Origin of the sequence: Halorubellus litoreus, assembly GCF_037081675.1 — an archaeon.
Lineage (GTDB): Archaea > Halobacteriota > Halobacteria > Halobacteriales > Natrialbaceae > Halorubellus > Halorubellus litoreus.
Map to the genome: position 1 here is coordinate 1,082,774 of NZ_JAZAQL010000002.1, position 21,395 is coordinate 1,104,168.

The 21,395-nt window shown below is 58.2% G+C and carries 33 protein-coding genes and 2 tRNA genes; 3 read left to right on the forward strand and 32 right to left on the reverse strand.

Annotated elements, in window-relative coordinates; genetic code table 11:
* Positions 1–3: 3 nt before the first annotated feature.
* From VYJ16_RS12730 to VYJ16_RS12760, 7 genes are all read right to left on the reverse strand, one after another.
* Positions 4–435 carry a hypothetical protein gene (locus tag VYJ16_RS12730; RefSeq protein ID WP_336350683.1) on the reverse strand — a complete coding sequence of 144 codons (432 nt, stop codon included), beginning with the start codon at positions 433–435 and terminating at the stop codon, positions 4–6.
* A complete protein-coding gene (locus VYJ16_RS12735; RefSeq protein ID WP_336350684.1) occupies positions 380–1,855 on the reverse strand; it encodes a hypothetical protein in 1,476 nt (491 codons plus the stop codon). Before VYJ16_RS12735 ends, VYJ16_RS12730 begins: the two co-directional genes overlap by 56 nt.
* 211 nt (positions 1,856–2,066) lie before the next feature.
* Positions 2,067–2,291, reverse strand: coding sequence for a hypothetical protein (locus VYJ16_RS12740; protein ID WP_336350685.1), 225 nt, complete (start codon positions 2,289–2,291; stop codon positions 2,067–2,069).
* Between the two features lie 75 nt (positions 2,292–2,366).
* Complete coding sequence (locus VYJ16_RS12745) at positions 2,367–2,507, reverse strand: hypothetical protein (protein ID WP_336350686.1); 141 nt, start codon at positions 2,505–2,507, stop codon at positions 2,367–2,369.
* Positions 2,504–3,421: a hypothetical protein gene (locus tag VYJ16_RS12750; protein WP_336350687.1), complete on the reverse strand. Its 918-nt coding sequence runs from the start codon at positions 3,419–3,421 to the stop codon at positions 2,504–2,506. Before VYJ16_RS12750 ends, VYJ16_RS12745 begins: the two co-directional genes overlap by 4 nt.
* Before the next feature lie 79 nt (positions 3,422–3,500).
* Positions 3,501–3,572 (reverse strand) — tRNA-Phe (locus VYJ16_RS12755).
* Positions 3,573–3,717: 145 nt separating this feature from the next.
* Positions 3,718–3,790, reverse strand: a tRNA-Asn gene (locus tag VYJ16_RS12760).
* Positions 3,791–4,417: 627 nt separating this feature from the next.
* Between VYJ16_RS12760 and VYJ16_RS12765 the strand changes: the two genes are divergently transcribed.
* Positions 4,418–5,104: a hypothetical protein gene (locus tag VYJ16_RS12765; RefSeq protein ID WP_336350688.1), complete on the forward strand. Its 687-nt coding sequence runs from the start codon at positions 4,418–4,420 to the stop codon at positions 5,102–5,104.
* Here VYJ16_RS12765 and VYJ16_RS12770 read toward each other — a convergent pair.
* Positions 5,088–5,633, reverse strand: a complete 546-nt coding sequence (locus VYJ16_RS12770) for a hypothetical protein (RefSeq protein ID WP_336350689.1) — start codon at positions 5,631–5,633, stop codon at positions 5,088–5,090. The genes VYJ16_RS12765 and VYJ16_RS12770 overlap by 17 nt on opposite strands.
* A 296-nt stretch (positions 5,634–5,929) precedes the next feature.
* Here VYJ16_RS12770 and VYJ16_RS12775 point away from each other — a divergent pair, with 296 nt between their 5' ends.
* Positions 5,930–6,394: a hypothetical protein gene (locus VYJ16_RS12775; protein ID WP_336350690.1), complete on the forward strand. Its 465-nt coding sequence runs from the start codon at positions 5,930–5,932 to the stop codon at positions 6,392–6,394.
* The gene (locus VYJ16_RS12780) at positions 6,387–6,863 is read left to right on the forward strand and encodes an ERCC4 domain-containing protein (protein ID WP_336350691.1); all 477 of its coding nucleotides are present in this window, start codon (positions 6,387–6,389) and stop codon (positions 6,861–6,863) included. The genes VYJ16_RS12775 and VYJ16_RS12780 overlap by 8 nt, the downstream gene beginning before the upstream one ends.
* Here the strand turns inward: VYJ16_RS12780 and VYJ16_RS12785 are convergent.
* The 24 genes from VYJ16_RS12785 to VYJ16_RS12900 form a co-directional block, all read right to left on the reverse strand.
* On the reverse strand, positions 6,857–7,093 hold the full coding sequence (locus VYJ16_RS12785) for a hypothetical protein (protein ID WP_336350692.1): 237 nt from the start codon (positions 7,091–7,093) through the stop codon (positions 6,857–6,859). The genes VYJ16_RS12780 and VYJ16_RS12785 overlap by 7 nt on opposite strands.
* Positions 7,094–7,226: 133 nt before the next feature.
* Positions 7,227–7,421 carry a hypothetical protein gene (locus VYJ16_RS12790; protein WP_336350693.1) on the reverse strand — a complete coding sequence of 65 codons (195 nt, stop codon included), beginning with the start codon at positions 7,419–7,421 and terminating at the stop codon, positions 7,227–7,229.
* Between the two features lie 5 nt (positions 7,422–7,426).
* Positions 7,427–7,711 carry a hypothetical protein gene (locus tag VYJ16_RS12795; RefSeq protein WP_336350694.1) on the reverse strand — a complete coding sequence of 95 codons (285 nt, stop codon included), beginning with the start codon at positions 7,709–7,711 and terminating at the stop codon, positions 7,427–7,429.
* Between the two features lie 273 nt (positions 7,712–7,984).
* Positions 7,985–8,449: a hypothetical protein gene (locus tag VYJ16_RS12800; protein WP_336350695.1), complete on the reverse strand. Its 465-nt coding sequence runs from the start codon at positions 8,447–8,449 to the stop codon at positions 7,985–7,987.
* Between the two features lie 593 nt (positions 8,450–9,042).
* Entirely contained in the window at positions 9,043–9,357 is a 315-nt protein-coding gene (locus VYJ16_RS12805) for a hypothetical protein (RefSeq protein ID WP_336350696.1), read from the reverse strand.
* Positions 9,357–9,530, reverse strand: coding sequence for a hypothetical protein (locus VYJ16_RS12810; protein WP_336350697.1), 174 nt, complete (start codon positions 9,528–9,530; stop codon positions 9,357–9,359). Before VYJ16_RS12810 ends, VYJ16_RS12805 begins: the two co-directional genes overlap by 1 nt.
* Positions 9,530–9,973 carry a hypothetical protein gene (locus VYJ16_RS12815; protein ID WP_336350698.1) on the reverse strand — a complete coding sequence of 148 codons (444 nt, stop codon included), beginning with the start codon at positions 9,971–9,973 and terminating at the stop codon, positions 9,530–9,532. The genes VYJ16_RS12810 and VYJ16_RS12815 overlap by 1 nt, the downstream gene beginning before the upstream one ends.
* Positions 9,970–10,230, reverse strand: a complete 261-nt coding sequence (locus VYJ16_RS12820) for a hypothetical protein (RefSeq protein WP_336350699.1) — start codon at positions 10,228–10,230, stop codon at positions 9,970–9,972. The genes VYJ16_RS12815 and VYJ16_RS12820 overlap by 4 nt, the downstream gene beginning before the upstream one ends.
* Positions 10,231–10,320: 90 nt before the next feature.
* A complete protein-coding gene (locus tag VYJ16_RS12825; RefSeq protein WP_336350700.1) occupies positions 10,321–11,043 on the reverse strand; it encodes a hypothetical protein in 723 nt (240 codons plus the stop codon).
* Positions 11,044–11,233: 190 nt separating this feature from the next.
* On the reverse strand, positions 11,234–11,482 hold the full coding sequence (locus tag VYJ16_RS12830; protein ID WP_336350701.1) for a hypothetical protein: 249 nt from the start codon (positions 11,480–11,482) through the stop codon (positions 11,234–11,236).
* Positions 11,479–12,621: a hypothetical protein gene (locus VYJ16_RS12835; protein ID WP_336350702.1), complete on the reverse strand. Its 1,143-nt coding sequence runs from the start codon at positions 12,619–12,621 to the stop codon at positions 11,479–11,481. Before VYJ16_RS12835 ends, VYJ16_RS12830 begins: the two co-directional genes overlap by 4 nt.
* A 282-nt stretch (positions 12,622–12,903) precedes the next feature.
* Complete coding sequence (locus VYJ16_RS12840; RefSeq protein WP_336350703.1) at positions 12,904–13,104, reverse strand: hypothetical protein; 201 nt, start codon at positions 13,102–13,104, stop codon at positions 12,904–12,906.
* A complete protein-coding gene (locus VYJ16_RS12845) occupies positions 13,101–13,268 on the reverse strand; it encodes a hypothetical protein (RefSeq protein ID WP_336350704.1) in 168 nt (55 codons plus the stop codon). Before VYJ16_RS12845 ends, VYJ16_RS12840 begins: the two co-directional genes overlap by 4 nt.
* A 24-nt stretch (positions 13,269–13,292) precedes the next feature.
* Entirely contained in the window at positions 13,293–13,631 is a 339-nt protein-coding gene (locus VYJ16_RS12850) for a hypothetical protein (protein WP_336350705.1), read from the reverse strand.
* A complete protein-coding gene (locus VYJ16_RS12855) occupies positions 13,628–13,759 on the reverse strand; it encodes a hypothetical protein (RefSeq protein WP_336350706.1) in 132 nt (43 codons plus the stop codon). Before VYJ16_RS12855 ends, VYJ16_RS12850 begins: the two co-directional genes overlap by 4 nt.
* On the reverse strand, positions 13,759–13,938 hold the full coding sequence (locus tag VYJ16_RS12860) for a hypothetical protein (protein WP_336350707.1): 180 nt from the start codon (positions 13,936–13,938) through the stop codon (positions 13,759–13,761). Before VYJ16_RS12860 ends, VYJ16_RS12855 begins: the two co-directional genes overlap by 1 nt.
* Before the next feature lie 223 nt (positions 13,939–14,161).
* Entirely contained in the window at positions 14,162–14,521 is a 360-nt protein-coding gene (locus VYJ16_RS12865; protein ID WP_336350708.1) for a hypothetical protein, read from the reverse strand.
* Positions 14,522–14,831: 310 nt separating this feature from the next.
* Positions 14,832–15,944, reverse strand: coding sequence for a hypothetical protein (locus VYJ16_RS12870; RefSeq protein WP_336350709.1), 1,113 nt, complete (start codon positions 15,942–15,944; stop codon positions 14,832–14,834).
* Positions 15,945–16,270: 326 nt separating this feature from the next.
* Positions 16,271–16,501, reverse strand: a complete 231-nt coding sequence (locus tag VYJ16_RS12875; protein ID WP_336350710.1) for a hypothetical protein — start codon at positions 16,499–16,501, stop codon at positions 16,271–16,273.
* 187 nt (positions 16,502–16,688) lie between these two features.
* On the reverse strand, positions 16,689–17,021 hold the full coding sequence (locus tag VYJ16_RS12880; RefSeq protein ID WP_336350711.1) for a hypothetical protein: 333 nt from the start codon (positions 17,019–17,021) through the stop codon (positions 16,689–16,691).
* Positions 17,022–17,158: 137 nt separating this feature from the next.
* Positions 17,159–17,317, reverse strand: coding sequence for a hypothetical protein (locus VYJ16_RS12885; RefSeq protein WP_336350712.1), 159 nt, complete (start codon positions 17,315–17,317; stop codon positions 17,159–17,161).
* 6 nt (positions 17,318–17,323) lie between these two features.
* Positions 17,324–17,575: a hypothetical protein gene (locus VYJ16_RS12890; protein WP_336350713.1), complete on the reverse strand. Its 252-nt coding sequence runs from the start codon at positions 17,573–17,575 to the stop codon at positions 17,324–17,326.
* Positions 17,572–17,820, reverse strand: coding sequence for a hypothetical protein (locus VYJ16_RS12895; RefSeq protein ID WP_336350714.1), 249 nt, complete (start codon positions 17,818–17,820; stop codon positions 17,572–17,574). Before VYJ16_RS12895 ends, VYJ16_RS12890 begins: the two co-directional genes overlap by 4 nt.
* Before the next feature lie 646 nt (positions 17,821–18,466).
* A complete protein-coding gene (locus tag VYJ16_RS12900) occupies positions 18,467–19,387 on the reverse strand; it encodes a hypothetical protein (protein WP_336350715.1) in 921 nt (306 codons plus the stop codon).
* Positions 19,388–21,395: the final 2,008 nt, after the last annotated feature.

Here is a 21,395-nt window from a genome sequence, read left to right on the forward strand (position 1 = left end):
GGCCTACAGGTACCGCTCGATGAGTTCTTCGATGGTTGCCTTGTGGGAATACCCACGACCGCCTGCGTGTTCGCGGAAGTTGATTGGGTCGCCGTCTTCGGTCGCGGGGAACGCCAGGCACTCCCAGCCCGAATACGGGGCGTGGACACCGGAGACGACGAAGAACCGCGTGGTTGTCTCGTCTCCAGCCTTCAGCACGGGAACGTCCTGGTCGATCTCCACGAGCCAGGCGTCACCAGTGAAGCCCTCGATGTGTTCGGTTATCCCCACAACTCCGGGGATGTCCATGCAACTCTCTACGGTGGTTTCGATACTCATTATCTCATGTTCGGGTGTTTCCTCCGGGTGGTAGGTCGCGAGTGTATGCGTGTTCCGTCGCTTACTCTCCAGCGCCGCTACTACCCAGGAAACCACTAAGTCCGCTGTTCTCGTCATTAGATTCGGTAGATGCACCAGCGTACACGGGTTCATCGAAGACGTCCGCCATGTCCGACTCCGCGTCGGCCAGGGTTTCTTCGAACTCGTCGCTGCCCTGTTCCACGAGGTTCAGGACTTCACCCGTGAACGGGTGGGTCACCAAGAGGCCGTCACCCCGGCAGAACCGGGCGACGTACTCCTCGGCGTCTTCTTCGTTGAGGATGTCACGAACAACGACTTCGGCGTCGTCCACGATCTCCTGCCAGTCGAAGTGCGACTTGTGTTCCGCTCGTGCTGCGAACGGGCCAGCCGACCACTCGTTGAGGCCGCTGTCGCCCTTCTGGACGTTCGCGTAGCCCTTGTGCTTCATGGACTTCAGGGACTTCTTCACGTCGCGGTCACTGACGTTCTCACCGCTCTCACGGAGTGCCTGCTGAAGTTCGTTCACCGTGAACGCCTCCTCGGAGTTATCGCGAAGGTACTGCAAGAGAATCATGTCGCGGTCGGTGAGGTTGAGTGCCGACAGGACCATCTTCTCGCCGAAGACCTTCATGCCGTACCAGCAGTCCGCAGGCGCGTTCAGGAGAACGGGGTTCCCGTTCTTGTCCACGGTCTGCATCCGGTCGGGGTGGTGGTACAGAGTCACCGCGTCGATGAACTTGTACAACCGCGGGAAGTCCCGCCGCGCCTCAGGGAAGTGCTGGGGGAGGGGCTTCATCCGGTCGATGGCTTCGATGCACGGATTCAGAATCTCGCCCATCGAGTCCTTCCGACCGAAGCGACCAACCACCGGGCGAATCGTCCCGATGTGTTCGCGAATCTCCGCCGCTTCCTCGTAGGTCGTCTTACGGATGTACCGCCCGGACTTCTCCAACGCTTGCCGGGTGTTGACCCGTTCGGTCTGCTCCATGGACCCATCGACCTCAAGGATCAGCGCGCGGTTCCGGTACTCGGCGTGGTCATTGATGTCGAAGCTGTCGTTGTTCCGTGCCCACGGATAGATGATGCAATCCGGGGGTAACAGACTCCGACCCTCCAGGTGCCGACCACCCGCGACCTCGGTCCACTCGTGCGTGAACGGCTCGCCCTCTGCGTGAGCTTTGATGAGGCCCTCGATGTGTTCGGGGAGGTTCGTGGAGTCGGGGTAGACGTAGATACTCGCGGCGTTCGCGGTTTCGGCCTTCTCGAACAGGACCGTAGGCGACGAGCTGTTCGGAACCGTGAACACTTCGCCTGCGCCCTCGTTCGGATAGCACGCCAGGACTGCGTTCGCCGTCTCGTCTTTCCCGGCGGACGAGTCACCATACATGATGATGAACCCGCCCATGAACGTCCCCAGGAGGACGGACAGGCTGGTTTCTTCCTCTCCCTCCAGGCCGTTGTCCTGAATCAGTTGCCGGACCTGGAACAACGTGGGGATGCTTGTTTCACTCGTCATACCACACCTCGTCGTCACAGGAATTGTCGATCCAGGGTGCCCACCCAAGGTCTTCTTCTCGATTCAACGACGCAACGCCAAGATGGTCTAATGCACCAGAGATTAACTCGTAGTTTCGCTCGCTGAGTGTATGATGCTCTATGAGGAACATCAAATGGTCATACGCTGTCTCTATGAGCCACATCTGCTGATCTTCCCGAAACGACATTGATTAGTCACCCCGTTCGATTGCGTCCGCCATCTCGCTCTCCTTGAGGCGGCGGGTCATTTCGATACCGACGACGTTCTTCGCGTGACGCGCAAGTTCCTCGTAGGCGTCCACGGGGTCGTCGTCGCCCTCAAGTTCAGCGGTGAGTGTACACCCGAACTCGATGGGTTCGTACTGTTTCCGTTGGCGACGGTCGCTGTAGCTGGCCGTGATAGTGGTTAGTTTCATCTTCAGGTGCCTCTTGGGATGGTAAACCGCGGGAAGTCCCGCGCCCCACCCCGTACTAAAAAATTGTTCTCGTGCCTATACCAGCAGGAATCCCAACAGCGCAACGACGCCGAGGGCAATGATGACAGTTGCCGCGCCCACGTAGAACGCGAACTTCACCAACCCAAGGACTTCATCGAGGAAGTCGTCGTCAATGCTGTCGTGCCGGAGTCTCACGCCTGGACCGCCGCCACGATGTCGTCCTGGCGGCCCTCAACCATCGCCTCGTCGACGCTGGACTCGGGGTTCGCAACCATCGTGTCGAGGGTGCGAAGAACCGACTCGGGGTCAACGATCTGCTGGTCGCGGCAGAAGCCGATGAACTCCTGAATCTGTGCCGGGAAGCCACCATCGGTCGCGGCGGCCTGAACCTCGGGTTCGGCTTCGGGTTCGGTTTCCTCGGTTGCCTTCGCCGTGGTCGTCCCGGTTTCGTTCTTGATGGTCACTTCCTCGTCGAGCGCGAGGTTGATGAAGACCGGCGTGTAGAACGTGTATTCTTCGCCCTCACGCTCGACCTTGAAGAACCGAACGCGGAGTCCCTCCAGCTCGGGGCGGAGGGAGACGTCGGTTGCGAGCCACGCGTGAACGTCGTCTTCGGTCAGAACCGCACCGCGTCCGTGCGTGGTGAGCTTCCGGGCGCAGGTCTTCGCGGACGACGACGGGCCGTGTTCGCCACCGGACTCCCACATGATGATGTTCCCGACTTCGGGCTGGTCGGCGTCGGGGTCGGCTTCGTCGTAGCGGGCGGCCACCAGCTCGTACTGGTAGGTCCGTCCACCGAACGTCTCGGAGTAGACCTTGGGCGCGTCGTTCCCGTCGAAGTCCATCTCGTCGTCGAAGCCGAGTGCCTGCCACGAGAACACCTTGTGGGTGTCGTCGCCCTTGCGCTTGTAGAGTGCGCCGTCGACGAGGGTCACGTCGTTCATCTTGATGGCGAGCGACTGCCCGTACTTGCCTTCGACACTGAACGCGGAGTCGAGATCGCCGTCGATGGCCGCGTAGGGAGTTACCTTCAGGGTGAACTCGTTGTTCTCGTCGCTGTCGTTCTGGTTGCTGGTCGTGCTACTGCTACCGAAGTTGTTGTAGTCCATGTATGGATTGTTTTCTAAGGGTTGTCTTACGCGCGATACCTCAAGGGGCGGTTCTCGGACTTGACGTCTGTTGCCCCAGTGGGAACGACCGGAGTCGAACCGGCAACGACGGCTTCTTCAAAGCCGCGCTCTCCCGTTGAGCTACGTTCCCTTACAGCCCCGGTGGTGAGTCGGGGCTGGCAATGCACCACAGGCACCGGCTGTGGCTCATGCGACCTACGATAGCGTAGTACCAAAGCGCCCTCTCGGGCGTGCATTACATTAAGGAGAGTTGTTCAGGCGGACCCTCACCGCCACGTCTCGACCAGGACTCGAACCTGGGACGACGTGATTAACAGTCACGCGTTCTACCAACTGAACTATCGAGACACAACCGCCCTCGTTACCGAAGGCGGTCGATCACACTACTGATAGGAACCCCGGCACTGAGGCCGGGAGGGGACAGGTGGGAGTTGAACCCACGGCTGTCCTTCGTTGTCTGTTGTCGGCGTAGAAAATGACAGGGGAGCCACCCCCGTCTGTCTGTGTGCCCCAATCGGCAACCAGAACCAACCAACAACCAGTATCCGCAAATTGTCCCGGTGTTCGCCTAACCGGGAGTGGCACACCACCGCCCGTGGGGGCGAGGTATAAAGGCCGGGAATCGAACCCGGAGCGCACAGTACGCTCTACGCCAGTAGCCTGCCAAGAACCGCCATGAGAACGGAGTCGTCTGACTCACTGCCCTCAGTAGTATAACGCGCCGCATAGACTTAAAGTTTTCTATGGGTTTTCAAAGGATTGTCTATGCGGCCAAAGCACTGCCTCTCTAAAGCAATATCATGAGGACCCAGCCCAGCGGGGCCGTTTTCCTCACAAGTATATTCGCGGCTGACGTATTAAGTCTATCGCTTGAACACCCTTTGAAGACCTACCCAAAACCCAGGAATAGGCTTACAATACAGTAATCGTTATATCGTGCCGGACTGTATGAGCGATTGAGTGATCTAAGTATCCATGACTCAGTATCAAGCGCACACGAATCTTGAATCGGTGCGTGAGTGCCCGTTCTGTGAGGAAGAAGTTCTCTCACGGGGACTCTACGTCCACGTCTACAACTCCGACGACGACGCCCACGGACCCCGTGGGGAGGTTCCCGACGACTTCAGTGTCGACGACGCCGAGATAACCGGTCGGCGCGAAGTCACCGTCAACACGCCCACGAAGTACCGGGTCGACCACCGCCGCTTCGTGTGTGACTACTGCGGGAAGACGTTCAAGGGACAGCTCGGACTCAACGTCCACCTGGGTCGCCGCTCCGGTGCGGACGACCTCCACCCAGCGGACGCCGAAGATCGCGACATCTCCACGTTCGAATCCTATCCCGCGACCGAGGACGGCAAGCTCATCGTCACCGACCCATCGGACGCCGAAGGCATCCACCACGAGGAGGGTATCATCGTCGCGGACCAGGAGACGGTCGACGACATGGAACGCGAGCGCGACGGTATCCAGCACGGTACGATGGTTCCGCTACAGGAGCTTGAGCGGCTCTACCTCAAGTTCATAGACGACGCGGAGAACGACCGTGACATCACGCCGTACCACGCCGCGGAACGCGTCGACAACATCATCGAGCGGTATCGCGGCCAGGACAACAGCGGGAAGGCGGGGGAATCCGAGTCCGCTACGCCGTCGAACTAAACTCTTTCTCGAAGAACTCGCGGGTGTACTTGCGGTCCTTGGTGCTGTATTCACCAGCTAAGTCTGCCAGCTCCAGCAGGTCGTCTTCACTTTCGATCCCGTCATCGAACATCGGTAGGATTCGCTCGTAGTAGTGCTGGAACTTTTCATGTTGCAGGAGGAGATACGGGAATAGTTCCTCGATGATTCGTGCAATGTCATCAGCGCCCTCCACGAGCCACTCGTGCCGCCCCTCCTGGACGTTCTTGTGTATCTTGGCCTGCACACCGAGTGAGTGCGAAAACGCGTCCAGTAGGCCCACAATGGCCTCTGATTCGGTGCGGACCAGGAGGGACGGCCACGCCTGGAAGCCGAGGGTGTATTCTGGTCGCGTTCTGAAGTTCACAGTCAACGACCCCTTCACGTCGATGATTCCCGCGACGTACCCCACCGGTATCTCTGGTTCCGCCTGCTGGTCGTTCATTACCGTCACTATGCTCCTGCGTGTTATTGACAGTATCGCTGTCGTGTACTGCTGTTCTTTGAACATCCTTTGAATACCCTCCGAAACGTTTAAGTATCTACATGACTATTATACTATTGAGGACACGTAGAGAGGTATCACATTACCTCTGTACCTGTTTTACTGTACACTCCTATTGTACACTCATAGTCAATGTACACCCCTTCCCGATGTTGTACATGGATTAGAGTACACGTTCTTACTTACATGGGACACCCAGTGGTATCCCAGTAGGACTACCAGTAGTAGAGTGAGACACTGATAGCATACTTCGCTGATCCAAGGTGAACTATGACCTGATAGGCTAAGACAATACTAAGACAATGTTTGACGAAGACGACGAACCCATAACGAGTAGCGACACTGAAAACGCAACGACCTTTCACCCAGCCGAAGCCCCGCACGAACTGCGAGCGCGGTACGAACGGCTGTACAAGTACAACATCGGTGATACTCGCACCTGGAGCGACCAGGAGGCGCTACGGAACCGCGACAACCTCGCGCTCTACGACGCCATCTCCAGCCAGGTCGACCTCACCAAAGCCCAGCGCCGACGAGGGCGCGAGCTATTTGATGAACTCAACATCAGGCAAATCGGCTACGGCGCAGAACTAATCGCGTACTGTGTCTGTATCCACGTCGCCGAACAGGACGGACGCCGCCATGTCTTCAACGGAGGCGAACTCAACGACGACCCGTTCCTGGTTCTCGCTGGACACCAGGGCTACAGCACGACGCGCATCTTCGCGTGCCTCGCCGCGGTCAAGGAGGCACTCCGCCATGAGTGACCACGACTTCGTAATCCTCCACGACGACCGCGAGAAGCAACCGTTCGACTTCTCCGCGATCCCCAACGTCACGCTCGAAACCACCCGGTTGGAAACGGGCGACTACACGACGCCAGCCCTGGAAGGCATCGCCGCCGTCGAGCGCAAGTCACTCAACGACCTCGCAACGTCACTTGGGTCCGACCGCAAACGGTTCGAGGCCGAAGTCAAGCGAGCTGACCGCGACCTCCAAGAGTTCGTGGTTATCGTAGAGGAACCACGACACCTCGTACAAAAATACGCCGACGCAGGCGCGAAGTCCTGCCCACACTACTTCTGTCGAACCTACCCGCGGACCATCACCAGCACGGTCGACGGCTGGCCGAAGCGGTACAACGTTCGGTTCGAGTTCTATCCTGATCGGGCCTACGCGACCCAAGCAACGTACACGTTGCTCCAGTCCTGGGAACAAGAGTACGGACCCTACTGAGCGTCCGTCCCTCGCTTCCCCAGGCGCACCAACCCAACGACCACGAGAACCAGGACGACCGCGACCATGAGGTTCATCGTCCCGGTCTTGATGTCCTGAAACATCACGATGTTCGCCACGCCACCTATCGTGAACAGCAGGACAACGAACCCGACCACCAGTAAGATGACACTCCCGGTGATGAGCCGCCCACCGCGATAGAACGCCTCGATGGTGTCCTGATAGCTCATAGGTAGTGGTGCCACTCCCACTCGTACTTCGGTTCCTGAGCGGGGGATGGGGAAACGGGCGCTTCCCGCGGTTGTTCACTGGTCTGCGTCACTTCGGGTTCCGGCTTCGGGTTCTGATACTTACTGTAGTCCATTAGTTTGCCTCGCCCAGTTGCTCGTCCCCTGGTAATTCCAGGTCAGCAACCGAGATAGTGTTATCGTCGCCATCGAACAGCCGGACGTGAATCCGACCGCCGCGTTCGTTGACGTCTATGTACAGCTCCCGGTCGTGGTCACGTACCAGAACGTCAATCGTTGCCTCCTGTGAGAAGTTGCAGGTGTCAATCATCGGAATCACCACACCTCTATCTCGCCCTCAGCGTAGCCTTCATCGGCGAGCGTGAACCGAACCAGCCACAGTACCTCGGCATCGCGGGTTACCCACTCCGGGGGCTGATAGTAGTCGCCAGGAATCCGCTTGATGTACTCCTGCGCGGTTCCTTCGCCCTCTATTTGAATCACGCCGTCACCCTCAACGTGAACGGCGGTGACGTTCCGCGCTCGAACCGTATCGAACACCTCGTCGGTGTTGTAGGATTCGTCGTCGATGCTCGCGTTCCACGTCCCGATCTCTTGCATCAGGAACAGGCCGTATCGCACAAGGTCACAGGTCGGTACTTCAGTCCACTCGTCAGCTATGTTTTGTAATGCCATTATGTCTCAACTCGTTCTGTAAGTCCGCTCTCAGGCCACCAGCGAACGCGCCCGTGGACCCGGCAATCGTACTCGTGATACTCGTCCGTCGAACCCAGGTCCCGAACGGTGTGTGACGTACACCCAGGGACAGGGCACGCTGGACGCGGTGCTAATGGGTTTGAGTTACTCATGTTCTACTCAACCGCAGTCGGGTGATTACCGAACTTTCAACGCAAGTTCGTTGAGTGCTTCCGCGAGTCGGTCACACTCCTCGACCACATCTTCAGGCCACCAATCGGTCGCCCACTCCTTGCGGTCGTAGTCGTTCATGGCCGCCCGAAGGTCAGCCTCGATGTTATTCGGGAGGGGCGTGCCGTTCTCGTCGACGCACATATCGCCGGAGTGCGCGCAATCGAACCCGACCCAGCCGTCTTCGTCCGGGCCGTAGGTCAGTCCACCGTGGACATCGACCATCGACTCAAGCGAACGGACATCGTACACACCGTCGTCAGCGGGCGCAGGATACGCCTCAATGAGCGCGTCCGGGGCCTTCACGTAGCCAACGTAGTGTGAGTCACGAACCCGGAACACGACCGTCTGAAGCCCCTCGTGGGTGTGTCCATTGATGAACGTGAGCTGGTGTTCGCCGTTCGGTGCATCCAATATCTCTGTGATTGTCATGATTCCCTTGGTTGGTTGTGGATTCGCATTTCGCATTTCCTATCAGGTGTGTTATTCGCCTACTCAAACTTGTCGCGTAAGTAGTCGCCGTAGTTCTCGTAGTTCGCTTCGCGATCTTCGCGCCGAACCCGGTCCAAGCACTCGTTGCACAAGTCACCGGGAGCCGGAGGAACGTTCGGGCAGGCCGTATTCCAACAGCCCTTATTCTGTGTCGCGAGCGCCTCGGCAAACGTCTGTTGCACGACGGGCATCGCTCAGATGTTACATTTCGACCACCCACACAACGGGCAGGTCGCACAGGCTCCTTCTCTCACAAGCTGTTCGTTTCCGCAGTCTCGGCAGTTCGGTACCATTTCTGAATCAGTCTCGTCAGTCGGTTTCTCACTATCACACCAGCGTACACCATCGGGAAGGCCGTGATTCCCAACAGGACGCGGGCCAGTAATCGCGCGTTCATCGCTCCAGTTTGAAGATGTGCTTGCAGTCAACGCACTGTACACGGGGCCGCATCATGTCGAACAGTCGGCGGCCACGCATCGCACTCGGGTTCAGGACCTCCGTAGCCCCGCCGCACTTCCGGCAGGTGTACTCGGTCATGCGAGTTGCCCCGCTTCTTCCGCGAGTTTGTACGGTGGCGCGCACCCATACGGGTGTTCGTTCATCCAGGCTTCGGCCTTCACGATGGCTTTGAGTCGCCCGAACTCGTCGCCGCCGCAGTTCCCGATGATTCGATAGGACGCCCCATTGAACCACGACGTGAACCGCGCCTCGTAGTGGCCGCGTCCGTTCTTGTGGACGACCACCCGGTACGGCGAGTCCTTGTACTGCCACTTCACGATGTCAGGGAACTCCGCGATCTTGTGCCAACCCCGCTCGCCGGTTGGGGGAACCGCGTCTTCGTGACGCATCAGTCCTCCCTCCAGTATTGAACGACCACTTCGCCTTGCCCCAGGTCGTCGACGTCGTAAGCGAACCCCTCGGGGAGCGGGATTCGCATGAGCATCTCACCCTCACCGTCGTCCTCCCAGTAGCGGTCGTGGACGATGATGAGCGACTTGATGAGCCGGGAACGTTCACTCATTAGTTCCCTCCGCTGGGGAGAATCGTGACCCCAAGGTGCGACTCCAGGGCGCTCAGCGGTTCGGAGTTGTAGTATTCTCCGGTGTAGGCAACGTCGATGTTCGATGAGAACACGAACTTTCGCTGTTCCTTCAAGTCCCTCAGCGTGATGTCAATGTGCCCGGTATCGGGGTCATGGTGAACGCGGGTTGCCACCATCGCGTGATAGTTAATCAACTCGCTATCATCGTAGACGCCAGGCGTCCCCCGGAGGTTCGCCTTCACGATGTTCGCTGGTGCGCCGTTCACAACCTCGGGGTAGTCCGCGACCAGGACTTGCGCGATCTCCTCGAACACGTCGTCGGGGTCCTGCTCGGTGAGGGTCCTGTTGTACGTTCGGAGTGCCGCGTACCGCCACAGGTTCATGCCTTCCTCCAGCTCGACGCCGTTGATGGTGAGGGTCATGCCTCCCTCCGGTGGTACAGCTCCTCGTCAACGTCGGCGTGCTGTTCCTCCAGTGACTCCAGGTGTGACTCGGCCTCGTACATCTGTTCGTTCGTGACGGTCGGGAGGTCCAACCCCAGGCCGTAGGAGCTGTTCCGTCGTTCCGCGCTATACAACAGGGATTGGGCGTGCCGCAGGTCGCTAACGACGCCCTCGGTTACTTCGATGCGTTCCCAAAGGGACTGCTCGCGCTGTTCTAACTCGTCAATATCCATCATGGTATAATCACTCATGGTGCTGATTGGTTGGAGCCTGAAACCGCACCGCGCCGCTGGCTCCGTACTGAAAAACCGCGGGAAGGGGTCGCCCTACTTACCTTCGGTGCGAGGGGCGATAATCAGCAACCGGTCTTCGGCGTAGTTGTCGATGAACACCGGGTACATCTCATCGGGGTGGGTTCGCATCCGGCTCGGTTCATCGAATACATCGAACCCGAACAGGTGTTCGGCCACCGAGAGTTGGTTGGTCGTCAAGAACGTCGAGTTAGTCTCGGTTTCCGCAGACACAACGATTCTCGTCTTGTAGTCCGTGTCGAACTTCTGGACGGGTTGGGTGATCTCGGCGGGCCAGTCCTTGAAGTCGGCGTACTCGTAGAACGTCTCGGTATCCCACACGTAGGCCACGATGTTGTTCGCGCACATGAGGCCGCCCTTACTGAAGTCGACCTCAGTCGGGCGGATTCGAGCCTTGTGTCGCGGACTCAGCGTTGCCTCGTCGTCGAAGTTACGGGACAACCCGAACGCGCGGATGAACACCATGGCCTCCAGGCCGTGTCCATCAGCGTCCACACCCAGGTCGTCGTCGGTCAGCCCGGAATCCAACAGCGCATAGTGGAACCGGGCGCGCTGTTGCTCTTGGATGTCGTCGTAGAGACGGCGGGCGTCCGTCGTCAGATAGGTTCGGGCCAGGTCTTCGCCGGATTCAATCCCGTGGTCGAGGGTGAGCTTGTCGGCGGTGACGGTGCCGATGCCGGGGAAGTCGGTCGTGAAGTTGTACGAGCTGTTGAAGTTGCTGGTAGTTGCGTTGCTCATAGTTGATTGGGGGCCTTGAAGCCGTGACCCCGTACTGAAAAACCGCAGGAAGGGGGTGCCTCGCCCTACGTGGGCAGGCAGTTCGGGCAGGTCGGAACTTCGATCTCGCTCCCGTTCGGGAACCGCATGGTCGCCACTTCCATGGCGCTACGCGGTTCGATGGGTTCGATGCAGACGAAACACCGAACCATTAGCGTTCCTCGAAGTAACTGGGGACGCCGAACAGGTGGTCGTACTCCAGATAGTAGACCTCGATTGCTTCCTCGGCGAGTTGGTTCACGATGTCGTACACATCCTCGTCAATGTACTCGTCGATGAACGACTTGTCCAGGTAGAGCGCCGCGCCCTCCCGGTTCTCGACGACGATCACCGGGTTGTCTTCGTCTCCGTCGACTCGCGAGCTGAACCACTCAGTTGGGTCGTCGTAGGTGACTCTCATGCGGCGGGTGCCTCGCCGTCGTCGCCGTCCATCGTTGCGAGAACACGTTCCATGCGGTTCTCGAACTCGCCGTACTCGGCGCGCTTCTCGTGGATGCTCGTCTCCAGGCGCTCAATGGCGGCGCGACCGGAGTTCTCGGGGTTCCCGAGTTCGTCCGCTTCGTCGCCCTCCAGGGAACGCTCGTAGCTCGTGGTTGCCCGGCGGACCATCGAATCGGGGTTCATCAGCAGGTCGTTCGCCGTCTGAACGTACCCAACCAGTGACCCGGACTCGCCACCCCGGAAGGAGTGCGTGAGCGCGTAGGTCAGCCCGGAGTGAACGTCCCACAGGCTGATTGCGAAGGGGTCTTCGGAACGAGCGCGGGCGTCACGAGCCGCGGACTCCGCCAGGTAACTCGGAATCCCGAGGTTCTCGTAGAACTCGCCGAGCGTGAACGGGAGGTCGGTGAAGTCCATCGTGGTTGCTTCCGCGAACCGGATGATCTCGGTTAGGTGGTCGGTCATCACATCTATCTGGAGGAGGATGTCCGTCCACCACTCGCTGAAGTCCTGGGGTTCGCCAACGTGCTTGCGCGTCTTCTCGTCGGTGAGGTCCCGCATACTGTTCTTGCAGCCGGTGTCCTGGGCGTACCCAACGGCGTAGAGGGTGGTTTGCCCGAAGAAGTCGTAGCCGGTGGTGATACCAGCAAGGACGCGCGAGTCCTGGTAGTCGATGTACTTCTCGGGGAACAGGATGTCGATGTGAACCTCGCCACCACCGCGGTAGAGGCGGGCTTCACCGAACATCGACCCACTTAGGTCGTTCTCGTCGAGCGCGGTTTCGAGGGGCGCGTAGGCGTCCATCGGGTTGATGATGGTGTAGTTGTCGGTGGGGATGTGCCACAGGGGGTCGACATCCTCGCCGTTCGCCATCTTCATCATGCGCTCGGGATCGACGATTGCGGAGAACCGCTCGGTTGCCTCGTAGTCGTTCGTGACTTCGTTCAGCCACGCAACGTCGGCGTGCATGGCGCGGGGGAGCGCCCGTATCACGTCACCGAAGGACCGTTCGGGCTTGTCTCCGTATTGGTCGTCCCACTCCATCCAGAAGTTGTCCATGCTGTCCACGCCTGCGAACTTGATAGTCGTGTCTGCTCTCATGATTGTGGTGGTCCGCATTACCCAGCGGACGATTGGGGCAACCCGCGGTGGGTTACACGACACGGGAGGGAGTCGAACCCTCCTGCCGCCGCTCGTGCCACCGGGAAACCAAAGGTTGTCTTAGGTTTCTCTATGCCGCCCGTGTTCAGCGAAGTACGCCGAACACTCCGGGCAGTAGTTCCCGACGAACCGCTTCGACGGGGCCGCGAAGGTTATTCTACAGTTCAAGCACCGGCAGTCGCCGGGGATGTCGTTGTTCGTACTCATGATTGTTCTTGGTTGTCAGGGCCACAGTTGGTGGACACGACGCTGGTTGTAGTCGTTCCACGTCAACACGAGCCACTCGTTTTCGTTCTCGGGGTTCGCCAAGCTCGCCTTCCACTCCTTATCGTAGAGACTCCGCCACTCGGCAAACTCCAGGGGAACACCAGGACGGCACAGGTCAAGGACGTGTAACCGCGTGGATTCCTCGCTCGTACTCATAGTGCCTTCACCCGAACGATGCTCCAATCACCGGGTTCGGTGTCGCGTAGAAGATCGGCGAACTCAACCGCGTCGTCCCAGGAGTCCAAGAGGTCGGTTCCCTCGCTCGGGACCGCCTTGAACAACCCAGTTGACTTGTCCAGAAGTGCGTATTTGATAAACATAGGTTTCTCTCCGCTGTGTGACGGCTACCGCGCGGGTTTCAGGGGCCGTCCGCCCTGGTGGTCAATCAGGTCCAGTAGGTTCGTCGTGAAGTGAAGCGCCCAACTAAGCGCCGCCGCATGGGTCTTCGTGCGCTTCGACACGAGCAGACAGTCGTCAATCCACTCGTCGTTATCTTCGTCGTAGGTTCGGTACTCGTAGACGTTCGTGTAGAACTCCCGAACCGGTGTCTCGCCGTCGTCCATCCCGTTATACGGGCTAATCGCAATTTCGATGCGACCGGACTTGTGATAGAACCTATCCTCCGTAAATCCGGGGACACCGACGCTGTGCGACTCGACGGTCCAATCCGGGCCGGGCCTCACGACAGCGCCTCCAGGTTGGCTTCGTCGACGAGCCACCCCATCTTCTTCGCGTAAGCGATCACAACTTCGCCACCCTCGTCGTACTCGCGGTCCTGCAACCGGGCGTACCGAACCCAGTAGGGTTCCATCAGCGGCCTCCGTACACCGTCTGGTAGTAGCGCGATTGCCACTCCTTCGTCGGGTACAGCTGTTTGAAGGTCGCGTTCGTGACCGGGTAGAACCGCTTGTCCGTGCTACCTCGCCGGAGCGACTTGCCGCTGTTCTTGTTGACTAACTGCTTTACTTCCTTGCTTGCTTTGATTCCCATAATTGTAATTCCTCGTTCCGTGTTCCACATACCGCAGGTGGCCCTCCACCATGGGCCACGCCCTGCTGATGAATCGAACATCAGTAAAACCATACAGGGCAACCGCTGTCGATTTGTACTGTCCTACGACAGCGCCCCAAGCAACCAGAGACAGAGAGTGAGAAGCACCAGACCGGACCCAACGACCTCGATGGCGTGGAGTCGGTCGGGGTCAATCGTGACCCTACTGTTCTTCCGCATCCTCCTCGTCGTCGGTCGGGACGAGTTCGAGCGTCTCGTTGCCCTCAACCATCTCAATGGAGTCGTTCTGGACGTACTCGATGATGGTTTGGTACTTGGCGTGGATGTCGGGGTTCTCGTCTTCGATACTGGAGAGGAACATGAGGGTGTTGATGGCCTTCTTGACGTCGCCCTGTTCCATCTCCAGCTCGGAGACTACCTCCAGCCCGGAGAGAAGCGCGTTGAACCCGTAGAGGGTCGTCGAGACGGTCATGGTGACGGGTTCGTTCAGGAGGCGAATCATTTCCTGGTTGGTGATGGTTTCGGTGGCGGTGCCGCTGTTGGTGTCGTTGCTACTGCTCATATGTAGATTAGTCCGTGTTACCGATGGTGCGTGGATTAGAGTGGCCGCCGCCACAGTCCGATGTTCGGGATCGAACCAAACTGTGAACGCCAGTATCGGATTTCGTCGGGAAGGGGGAGAACCAGTTTCGCCGCGTGCCGTTTGCCCTCAGTAGTATATTCGCGGGAGACGACTTAAGGTTTTCTATGGGTTTTCTTAGGGTTGTCTTTGAACGGGCGAACGATGTCGTGCCGTAACTCCCACGCGAACGATACCACCAGCAACACCGCCGCTGTCCCCAATGAGAAGGCCAGCATCGCGGTGAACCCCATCAGTCCGAGAGCGTCGACCGGTCGCCAATCACGGTCACCTCGCGGTCGTTCGTGAACACTTCGTGCCACGTCTCACCGAGGTTCAGCATCCGGTGTTCGCGCCGAAGGTGTCGAATCGTCCCTCGAACGAACCGCCGACCGTCCGTGAGCTGGATGTAGTCCCGAGGGATGTGCGACCCAAGGTCGTGGTGCGCCCGGTACCGGCGACCGTACCGGACCTTGTTCGTTTGAGGCTTCTCCAGCCCATCCGGGTTTGCTCGGTCGCCAACAACGGTGTCGGCGTACCGGTACTCGAAGTCGGGATACGGGACGAAGAAGTGTTCACCCTGTCGCATGATGGTTTCGCCGTCCGCCTTGTGGCCGTAGATGCGGGGGTTCTCGTTGAGCTTCACGCCGTCGTTCAGGAACCGCGCCACCTCAACCGGCATGAGGATGTCGTAGATACGGTCGGGTTCCCGGCGAACCATCTCTTGCTCGTCTTCGGTCAACAGGAACGCGAACTCACCGTTGCCCTGAGCCGCGGTTGCGTCGTAGCCGATGGCGACAACCTCGCGGCCCGAACCGAAGACCACCAGCTCGGCGTTCTTCCCCTCGATGACTTCCGTGATGTCGAACAGGTCGACGTCGGTTCCCCGAACGATCTCGCGGAGCGTCGTCAATGGGAGGTTCCCATCGGAGAACCGGTGCGGGACCGAATACAGGGTGACGCGACCGCTGGCGTAGTTCTGCTGGTTGTTGAACACCAACCCGGACTTCGTGCGAATCCCACAGATGGTGCTGTAGTGGTAGCAGATACCGGTGCCGTCCGTGTATTGATACGCCGTCTGGTTCTTGCTGGTGTTGCGAAGTTTGGATCGGAACACGCTGTCGTCCGAATCGGGGCACAGACTGACGGTGTGAACGGGGAACTTCTTCTGTGCCCAGCTCTCGACGACGCCCTGTTTGTCGTACACCGCTTTGGTCGTCGGGATGTACCACTCGGGGACGGTCAAGTCACCGACGTTCGTCTCAATGACTGTCAGGACCGCCGCCGGGGTTGTCTTGGCGTATTCTTCGGTGGTGATTTTGTCGCTCGTTTCGCTGATGGTTCTGGTGTTGAGGTTGGTACTCATTGTTTTCTGTCTCCGATTGTGGGGTACTCAAAAAACGGTACCCCGTACTGAAATTCCGTACCGCTAATGGACACTACTCCTAATGCACACCGACTTCCCGATGTTGAACATGGAATAGTGAACGTTCAATACTTACATGGGATACCCAGTGGGACACCACTAATGGGATACCAGTAGTAGTGCCATTGTGGGATTACCTTACTCCCAATCACTCAGCCAAATGAAATGGGTGGTGAGTATCCACCCATCCCCATCGGTGAGGCGGGCGGTTCCGTCGTCGAGGATGTCTATTCGCGTCTCTTGTGGCATGAGGGTCATGGGTATGGTTACATCAGGTCGCGTTCAGCGACGAGCATCCGAACCTCGTCGGTGAGCGTTTCGCTTCGCTTGGTTCGGATCGTGACTATCACGATGTGGTCCGGGCAACCGAGGCCCCAGTAGAAGTCGGCAACGTCGGCGATGTTACCGAACGTCGAGTGGCCGCGGGCGTCGGTGAGGATTCGGTTCAGGTCGGTGTTGAGCAGTGCGTATCGGGGTTCGGTGGTGTCGAGGTGCATGGTAATGTTGTGTAAGGGTTTTCTTATCCGCGGTACGGCTTGAGGCCAACCGCACAGGCGAAGCACGCACCGGGATACGAGTGGCGGCTATACCAGCCACCGCAACCCCGGCACTCTTGCACTTCGCCGTCGCCGTAGCGTTCTTCGGCCTGTTCTTTCGTCAGGGGTGGGGCGGCACGGCGTGGCATCACAACCCCCCAACCGGCATCATCATCGAGAGCGTCACGCCCGCCATACGGTCTTCGTCTTCGAGTTCAGCCCACCGCTGAACCTTGGCAAGCAACCGTTGCTTGTCCTGTTCGGACTTGCCCAACCAGTGTCGACCGGCGCTCTCCATGAGCGCGAGAAGGTCGCCGTCGAAGATTGCGTGGCCGCGTTCACAGTGAACGCCGGTTTCCCCATCGCGATAGTCGCGAACGTGGAAGGCGGCGTGGCGTGGACTTGCGTAACCGATACTGTCCGAGATGATAGCCGCTATCAGCTCGTCGTCGGTGAGGTTCGCTGGGTCGAACTCGTCCAACTGTTCGGCACAGGGCCGACACAACGCGTCGTATTCATCGGGAAGCTCCTTACGAGGGAAGCAGGAAACCCGCATGATACTCGTGTTGTATTCGTTCTTACCGCAGTGACCGCACTGTTGGGGTTGTCTGTCGGGGTTCATTGTTCTTCGACCAGGTTGAGTTCGATCCCGATGTCGTCACAACTGACGTCGTGGTTTTCGAGAAGGATGTTCGATAGGGCAATCGCGATTTGGGTTTGTTCGGTGTCGCTGATTATGCGGCTCGGGTTGTGGATGTGGAAACTGTATTCTATCATAGGTATTCACTCTCGGTCGTGGGTGCCAACGAACATCGCGGCGCGTCCGTCTTCGGTTGCCAGCACTTGCCATACGTATAGCCGGGGTTCTCGCTGAATCGTATGCAACAGGGAGAAGGGCATATCCCGGTTCGCCGACTCGATGTAGACCAGACCGGGGAAGTTCTCTGTTTGTTCGATGTGTTCGATTCGACTCCAATTACCGTACTTCTCGATGAGGTCCGGTGCCTTGAGTTGGGATCGCAATGTGGCGCTCATAGCAGGTCCTCCGCCCAGTAGTCAGGTTCGGGGTGGGAATCACTCGACGCCCAACCGAAGCCGTCGTGGTGGCTGAGTTGCCTGATTACGAGCAGGATGTCTTCCCACTCGCCGGTATCGTCGTGGGTTCGTGGGTAGTGTTCGACGTGATAGAGCGAACCGGGGTTCTCGTCGTAGAGGATTCGGGTTAGTTCGTTCGCTTGCTTCGCGCTGAAACAGGAGATGGTCAATGCGCCGTCCGGCATATCGGGGATGATTTGGGTTCGGCTGTGGCTCATGGGTTAGTTCTCAGTAGTATATTCGCGGCAGTCGTATTAAGGTTGTCTAAGGATTGTCTTAGCCGGGCTTACTGCCAATCGACTTCGGAATCGCACCCACAATCCGAACAGCGAACGTAGGTGATTCGGTCGCTACTGAAGTCGACGTGGTTGGTTCGGTTCGATGAACACACCGGGCAAAGGCCATCGGCGGGGTGTTCGGCGGCAATCTCGCTTCGGGTGAAACTGTAACTGTAGCTCATTGATGTTGGTTTGGTTCGGATCGCGATTCGGTCAGGGTTCGACAATGCGGTGTTCGTGGCGCTTCGTCTCGTGGAATAGGCACACCGGGCACTTCCGTTCGTAGAAGTCCGACCGGGTTTCGCCCGAGATAACCGTGTGCGTGCAATCGCACTTCGGGCACGGCGATTCGTCCAGATAGCGGTACGACAAGTGTTGCTTGACGCTAATTACGTCGCTCATTGGTTTGGTTTCGATTGGTTCGGGTTGGTTTGTTCGCGCGGCGATACAGCTCCGGGTTGCTTGGGGGCGTTCCCCACTCCTGTTGCTGGAGTCGAACCAGCGTCCGCCACTACAGGTTTGTCAAAGGATTGTGTAAGCCGCCGCGTATGGCTTACTGGAGCGCGATTAGGAGGTCGAGTGCGGCGTCGAGGTTGCCACCGGCAAGGGCCTTCGCCTTTTCGAGCTGGTCGGCGGTGAACGGAAGGTCCGCGGATTCCGTTTCGGGTTCGGATTCGACGAACTCGAAGCCACCTTCGGTTTGGCGGGCTTCGCGGCCTTCGGCCTTGATTGCCTCATAGCCCTCCTCACCGAAGTTGCGCTTGCAGGCATTTGCGACCGCCGTACCGGAGATGTTGAACTTGGCTCCAACGTCGTCGTTCGATAGGTGCGGGTGGTCCTTCTTGTACTGTGCGGCCTTGTCTCCGGCGTTCGCGGGCTTCCCGCTGGATTCCGGTTCGGGTTCAGATTCGGTTTCTTCGACCGCTTCGCTTTCCTCCAGCTCCGGGGGAACTTGGTAGACACCCATCCCTTCGAACTCGGGAAGGTAGATTGGGTCTTGCTTGTCCTTGGTGTAATCTATCCCGTAGGTGTTCATGGCAACGTCTTGGGGAACCTTGTGGATACCCGTTAGCTTGAACGAATCACCGAAGGTCCGAGCGAAGAAATCCCGCCACATATCCGCATCGGGTTCGGGGAACTGGTTGCGGTATTCGCGAAGGCCGGGCAAGTTGTCCGACTTGTCACTACGGAAGGCTTTGCTCAGGTCCTTTGATATCTCCATGACCAAATCGTATTCCCGCAGTAGGGGGCTACGGTTGCGGTCGGCGGTCATCGTCGAACCGTCTTTCTCCTTGGCGCGTACCTTGTCAGAGCGAAGGACACTTGCCCCAACTATGCGCTTCAGGTCGATACCCGCCCAGTAATCCTCGCGAGATTGGATGCGTCCGGGGAACGGTCCCTCGGTCGTGGTTTCGCTGGTGTTGGTTTCGGTCGTGGTCGTTGCTACGTCGGCCTTGGGTTCTTGTGCGAACATTGGCTGTTTGGTTGGTTGGTTTGGTCGTCGGGCGATACGGGTTACTTGGGCTTGCTTAAATACCGCGCAAGCCGCACGGAAATTCGATAGTACCCACCGGGTTTGTTCCAATCAAGTAGTGTGTGCTACAAGCCTGCCTATATGTCTGCGAATCACGCTTTCAGCTAACTGTGGCGTAGCCACGAATCGGCCTACGGCGCACACTTATATCCCATAGAAATGTCAAAACAAACCCAGCGTATGTGGGATTTATCGTTCGATACCCCGCCCGTTGCGGGTTCCCTATGGGTAACAAGTTATCTTGCCAGTAGACCTAACTGTCGCGTTTTCCGAACACAATTTTCAGCAGGCAACACTTCCGAGAAAGTATCTCAACAGCTCTTTGGTTGAGTCACTACCAACCACCGTCAGCTTGGTGTCACATGACTTGGCGCGGTAAATCGCTTTCACTAACGAAACCATACGCGCTATCGCTTTCCCGGTTCGGAGGGAGTCGGTACCGACGAGTTTCCCCACTACGTAGTAGTGGTGCTGTATCTCCAACCCGACAACTTGCCTTGAGGCTAATCACCGGGCGGTTCCCAAAGCTCGCGCTATTGGGATCGCCGTTCCCTACCCTTCCCGTTCCCCGCAGGTTCCCGAGGTAGCCCGTGCAACGGGTTGGCCTTTTCCTACCGAACAAAAGTGTCTTTTATTTTACGAGACTCTCACTCCTACAGATGTCGTAGGGCTAACCAACCCCTTAACACGCACCACTCTCAGATGCGGGAAGGTCCGTTACCTTCGGTTTCAGGTGGTTGGGGGTTAACTTCGGGTGCCATACCCGCGCCTTAGTCTACAGAGTCGTAGCCCTATAGTGTGATTCTCTTAGCACTTTACCTTAGGTCCGTTAAGACGGTCGTTGCCATGCCAAGGTCACAACCCGGACAGTCCATGAGTCGGAAGTGTCGGAACACTCAACCTAAGCCTGTAAGACCGTGGGTTGGCCCCATGGTTGGGTCCGGTGGCGCTTACCTGCCACCCTCGGGTGGGTGGGAGTCTTGAACGTTCAGAGGCCGTTTCGGGCTTGGTTCTTCGACATCTACAGAGATACCTGCCACCGTATTAAGCATTGTGGTACCGGTAACGTATATAAAGAAACCCCTGAGACGCAAGGATTCGGGCGTTTGGAGGGTTGACTTGTGTCTGTGGGATTGGACAACGTATGGACACAAGTGGTCCGTGGGACGGTCGACCGCGGTTGGCCGTCGTTTCGCAACGCTCCTAACGCGCGTGGGGCGTGGGCTACGTCGGGAAGGCCGCGCCGTCTATCGGTTTTGCTGGTGCGCGCGGTCGGTGGCCGTCCGTCCGCGGTCGGTCGTCGAACCTTCCCGATACGAAGGATTGGATAATCGTCATCTCAGGAGCTTCCCGAAACGGGTAGGACTCAAGTCCGAGTAACAAGCCGCCGTCTATCGGTTTTGATTGGTTGGAGGATTGGACTTATCCACAATCCCGACCTGTCCACACTCCCGAGGTGTTGGTGGGCCGACACTCTGCCGGTCGACCGCGGTGGTGGTGGCTATCACCAACGGCCACCCAACCCCCGGCGTTCGGTGGTGGTGGTGCGTACCAACGGTATCCAACCCAAGTGGGGTAACACCGCAAGTTGGGTTGCGACACCACCGGACGCACTCGCCCGTGGATCATTGTTAGTTCGTGCGAAAATTTTTGGTAATTTTGGGCTGGTGCCAATGGAGTTTTTCAAATGACATAACCGATAGCCATATAATGCGGAACCGTTGATTCGTAAACGCGGTGCGGAACGGGGGTCGGGGAAGTGGTTGTAACTCGCTTACTGGTTTCAGTAAAGTGAGTCAGCCCTGCCCCCTTGTGTCCTCCAACACGGAGGGGCCTGGCCGACTCAGGTGGCTCTAAGTCGTCCGAGATTAAATAGACTTGACATCGTACAATGACCGATGCTTTTTATATCAAGCAACACGCTCATGTCCTGGGTGGGCTGGCACGG

Bases quoted from the DNA above. Each gene is read 5' to 3' on its own strand.
- VYJ16_RS12730 (WP_336350683.1), bottom strand. From the start codon at position 435: ATGACGAGAACAGCGGACTTAGTGGTTTCCTGGGTAGTAGCGGCGCTG.
- VYJ16_RS12735 (WP_336350684.1), bottom strand. From the start codon at position 1,855: ATGACGAGTGAAACAAGCATCCCCACGTTGTTCCAGGTCCGGCAACTG.
- VYJ16_RS12740 (WP_336350685.1), bottom strand. From the start codon at position 2,291: ATGAAACTAACCACTATCACGGCCAGCTACAGCGACCGTCGCCAACGG.
- VYJ16_RS12750 (WP_336350687.1), bottom strand. From the start codon at position 3,421: ATGGACTACAACAACTTCGGTAGCAGTAGCACGACCAGCAACCAGAAC.
- VYJ16_RS12765 (WP_336350688.1), top strand. From the start codon at position 4,418: ATGACTCAGTATCAAGCGCACACGAATCTTGAATCGGTGCGTGAGTGC.
- VYJ16_RS12770 (WP_336350689.1), bottom strand. From the start codon at position 5,633: ATGTTCAAAGAACAGCAGTACACGACAGCGATACTGTCAATAACACGC.
- VYJ16_RS12775 (WP_336350690.1), top strand. From the start codon at position 5,930: ATGTTTGACGAAGACGACGAACCCATAACGAGTAGCGACACTGAAAAC.
- VYJ16_RS12780 (WP_336350691.1), top strand. From the start codon at position 6,387: ATGAGTGACCACGACTTCGTAATCCTCCACGACGACCGCGAGAAGCAA.
- VYJ16_RS12785 (WP_336350692.1), bottom strand. From the start codon at position 7,093: ATGAGCTATCAGGACACCATCGAGGCGTTCTATCGCGGTGGGCGGCTC.
- VYJ16_RS12790 (WP_336350693.1), bottom strand. From the start codon at position 7,421: ATGATTGACACCTGCAACTTCTCACAGGAGGCAACGATTGACGTTCTG.
- VYJ16_RS12795 (WP_336350694.1), bottom strand. From the start codon at position 7,711: ATGCAAGAGATCGGGACGTGGAACGCGAGCATCGACGACGAATCCTAC.
- VYJ16_RS12800 (WP_336350695.1), bottom strand. From the start codon at position 8,449: ATGACAATCACAGAGATATTGGATGCACCGAACGGCGAACACCAGCTC.
- VYJ16_RS12805 (WP_336350696.1), bottom strand. From the start codon at position 9,357: ATGCGTCACGAAGACGCGGTTCCCCCAACCGGCGAGCGGGGTTGGCAC.
- VYJ16_RS12810 (WP_336350697.1), bottom strand. From the start codon at position 9,530: ATGAGTGAACGTTCCCGGCTCATCAAGTCGCTCATCATCGTCCACGAC.
- VYJ16_RS12815 (WP_336350698.1), bottom strand. From the start codon at position 9,973: ATGACCCTCACCATCAACGGCGTCGAGCTGGAGGAAGGCATGAACCTG.
- VYJ16_RS12820 (WP_336350699.1), bottom strand. From the start codon at position 10,230: ATGATGGATATTGACGAGTTAGAACAGCGCGAGCAGTCCCTTTGGGAA.
- VYJ16_RS12825 (WP_336350700.1), bottom strand. From the start codon at position 11,043: ATGAGCAACGCAACTACCAGCAACTTCAACAGCTCGTACAACTTCACG.
- VYJ16_RS12830 (WP_336350701.1), bottom strand. From the start codon at position 11,482: ATGAGAGTCACCTACGACGACCCAACTGAGTGGTTCAGCTCGCGAGTC.
- VYJ16_RS12835 (WP_336350702.1), bottom strand. From the start codon at position 12,621: ATGAGAGCAGACACGACTATCAAGTTCGCAGGCGTGGACAGCATGGAC.
- VYJ16_RS12840 (WP_336350703.1), bottom strand. From the start codon at position 13,104: ATGAGTACGAGCGAGGAATCCACGCGGTTACACGTCCTTGACCTGTGC.
- VYJ16_RS12845 (WP_336350704.1), bottom strand. From the start codon at position 13,268: ATGTTTATCAAATACGCACTTCTGGACAAGTCAACTGGGTTGTTCAAG.
- VYJ16_RS12855 (WP_336350706.1), bottom strand. From the start codon at position 13,759: ATGGAACCCTACTGGGTTCGGTACGCCCGGTTGCAGGACCGCGAGTAC.
- VYJ16_RS12860 (WP_336350707.1), bottom strand. From the start codon at position 13,938: ATGGGAATCAAAGCAAGCAAGGAAGTAAAGCAGTTAGTCAACAAGAAC.
- VYJ16_RS12865 (WP_336350708.1), bottom strand. From the start codon at position 14,521: ATGAGCAGTAGCAACGACACCAACAGCGGCACCGCCACCGAAACCATC.
- VYJ16_RS12870 (WP_336350709.1), bottom strand. From the start codon at position 15,944: ATGAGTACCAACCTCAACACCAGAACCATCAGCGAAACGAGCGACAAA.
- VYJ16_RS12875 (WP_336350710.1), bottom strand. From the start codon at position 16,501: ATGCACCTCGACACCACCGAACCCCGATACGCACTGCTCAACACCGAC.
- VYJ16_RS12885 (WP_336350712.1), bottom strand. From the start codon at position 17,317: ATGATAGAATACAGTTTCCACATCCACAACCCGAGCCGCATAATCAGC.
- VYJ16_RS12890 (WP_336350713.1), bottom strand. From the start codon at position 17,575: ATGAGCGCCACATTGCGATCCCAACTCAAGGCACCGGACCTCATCGAG.
- VYJ16_RS12895 (WP_336350714.1), bottom strand. From the start codon at position 17,820: ATGCCGGACGGCGCATTGACCATCTCCTGTTTCAGCGCGAAGCAAGCG.
- VYJ16_RS12900 (WP_336350715.1), bottom strand. From the start codon at position 19,387: ATGTTCGCACAAGAACCCAAGGCCGACGTAGCAACGACCACGACCGAA.